The 2425-nt window shown below is 43.5% G+C and carries 3 protein-coding genes; 2 read left to right on the top strand and 1 reads right to left on the bottom strand.

Annotated features, from left to right (window positions below; all coding sequences use genetic code 11):
* Positions 1-261 precede the first annotated feature (261 nt).
* The gene (gene hipB / locus FW758_RS24290) at positions 262-498 is read left to right on the top strand and encodes a helix-turn-helix domain-containing protein (RefSeq protein ID WP_220591948.1); all 237 of its coding nucleotides are present in this window, start codon (positions 262-264) and stop codon (positions 496-498) included.
* A 3-nt stretch (positions 499-501) separates the two neighbouring features.
* Positions 502-1803 carry a HipA domain-containing protein gene (locus tag FW758_RS24285; protein WP_446446799.1) on the top strand — a complete coding sequence of 434 codons (1302 nt, stop codon included), beginning with the start codon at positions 502-504 and terminating at the stop codon, positions 1801-1803.
* 366 nt (positions 1804-2169) lie between these two features.
* Here the strand turns inward: FW758_RS24285 and FW758_RS24280 are convergent.
* Positions 2170-2425: hypothetical protein (locus FW758_RS24280; RefSeq protein WP_446446798.1), on the bottom strand; the 256-nt coding region annotated here is incomplete at its 5' end.

Raw genomic sequence — 2425 nt, 5'->3', positions numbered from 1 at the left:
TGAAGAGCTATGCCTATCATCTCTTTGATTTTTTTGTTTTTTTGCTCTGGCAATTTGGGGAAGCGGCGTTTTTCAAGCTAGGTGTACTTATCTACACTTTTTGAGATTTAAGCACTGAAATGACCGTTAAAGTGTAACATCGTACACTTCTGGTTGACTTGTCATTTTCAACAATAAAAAAGTGTACTTATATACACTTTTAGATTGAATGGGGCTGGTTTTAGGGCTAAGGTGTATGAAGTTACACTTTTGGAGATGATGATGGCATCACCGCTAAATCAACAATCCCTCGGCTTGTTAATTAAAGAACGAAGGAAAAGTGCTGCTCTTACTCAAGACGTGGCGGCCATGCTGTGCGGCGTAACCAAAAAAACGCTGATCCGAGTTGAAAAAGGTGAGGATGTTTATATCTCAACCGTATTCAAAATCCTAGATGGTCTGGGGATTGATATCGTTGCGGCTCAAACCAGCGACACCGAAACTAACGGCTGGTATTAACCCATGAGTACTTCCAAAAAGCTCACGTTAGAGATGCACCTCGGTGATTTAATGATCGGGGAGCTATCCTTTGATGCGACGACCGACACCTTTGCCGTACATTACACCAAAGACTGGCAACAAAGTGGATTCCCACTATCCCCAACAATTCCCTTAGATGGCACAGGAAGTAGCAGTCAGATATCGATGTTTTTGGTTAACTTATTACCGGAAAACAAAGGATTAGATTATCTAATTGAATCCCTTGGCGTCTCCAAGGGAAATACCTTTGCCTTGATCCGCGCCATTGGTCTCGATACTGCAGGTGCTGTTGCTTTTGTTCCTAAAGGGACTTTGCTGCCTGAAACACAATTACGGCCAATTAAGGCTGAAGAAGTTATTCAGCGAATTGAAGATCCCACAATGTGGCCGATGGAAATTTGGGACGGCAAACCTCGACTGTCGGTAGCGGGTGTACAACCTAAATTAAACCTGTTTTATAACGGTGAAGAATTTGCATTTGCCGAAGGCGCACTGTCATCTACCCATATTGTTAAATTCGAAAAATATCGCCATTTAGTGCTCAATGAATTTATGACGATGCGCTTAGCCAAGGCGATTGGAATGAATGTGGCTAATGTTGATATCGTTCATTTTGGAGATTACAAAGTACTCTGTGTCGAACGCTTTGACCGACGTTATATACCAAATGCGCAAAAGGTATTAAGAAGACATATTGTCGATAGCTGCCAAGCTCTTGGTTTTAGTGTTAGCAAAAAATATGAACGTAATTTTGGTTCAGGGCGTGATGTTAAAGATATTCGTGAAGGGGTAAGTTTTAACAGGCTCTTTAGTCTCGCAGCAAAATGCCGTAATCCAGTGGCCGCTAAGCAGGATATGTTGCAGTGGGCGCTATTCAATTTACTGACCGGCAATGCCGATGCACACGGTAAAAACTACTCATTTTTTATGACGCCAAGCGGAATGGAGCCAACCCCTTGGTACGATTTGGTCAGCGTGGCTATGTATGAGGATTTTGAACAACAGCTTGCGATGGCAATTGATGACGAATTTGATCCAAATAGCATTTACGCGTATCAATTGGCTGCATTTATTGATGGCTTAGGTTTACCAAGAAATTTATTAATCAGTAACTTAACGACAATAGCGCGAAGAATACCGCAGGCAATAGATGGTGTGATTTCAATGCTCCCGCCCCTTGATGAAGATGAAGCATCATTTGTGGCTCATTACAAAGCGCAGTTGCTGGCGAGATGTGATCGTTACTTTAGTTTTGCCGCCGATGTCAGGGATGTGGAAGTGTAGCTCTAGCTACAGCTACAGCTTATGACCCTGCGGTAATTTCGCAGGGGGGAGTGAAATACTATCCCTTGGCTTTATTTGTTAATCCATAGAGAGTTGGGTATATCCCATAATTCTTGATTGCTTTTAAAGGCAAAATTAAAGTCGTGGGGCTTCACCCCACACTTGATCTAGGAGGACTGCTCATCCTATCCTCCTTGCTATTGTTTTCACAAGCAGCCAAGACGTCCCTAGCGAAGTTACATGCATTGACTCTCTATTTATAAAGCAGGGCTTCGTGCTTATTCGAAAATCGCTAACGCTTCCGATGGGGCGTCCCTTCCCCCCGAAAGCTACGCAGACGTCCTGTCTGCGCCACACGCCATTCTTTCAATAAAGAGTCTTCAACGCCACGCGGCAACTTCGCAGGGGAGGGTGAACTTCTGTAGTCTCGGTGTCTGTTGTTAGATACAAAAGAGTTATGCCTGCCCCATCTTTGGCCGCTACAACTTTTATAAAATTTAACAATGTGTGGCTCGTTAAATTACTGAGGGGAGGGGGAACTTCTATGATTCTGGTATCGGCTGTTAATCCCAAAAGAGTTATGCCTGTCTCATCTTTGCAGTAGGAAAGCGTACCCGTTAAC

This window comes from Shewanella sp. 1180_01 (genome assembly GCF_052850535.1).
Note: the sequence above shows the minus strand (reverse complement) of the source record. Positions and strands in the feature narration are given on the sequence as shown.

Excerpts from the sequence above, each read along its gene's own strand:
- hipB (WP_220591948.1), top strand. The coding sequence starts at position 262 with ATGGCATCACCGCTAAATCAACAATCCCTCGGCTTGTTAATTAAAGAA.
- FW758_RS24285 (WP_446446799.1), top strand. The coding sequence starts at position 502 with ATGAGTACTTCCAAAAAGCTCACGTTAGAGATGCACCTCGGTGATTTA.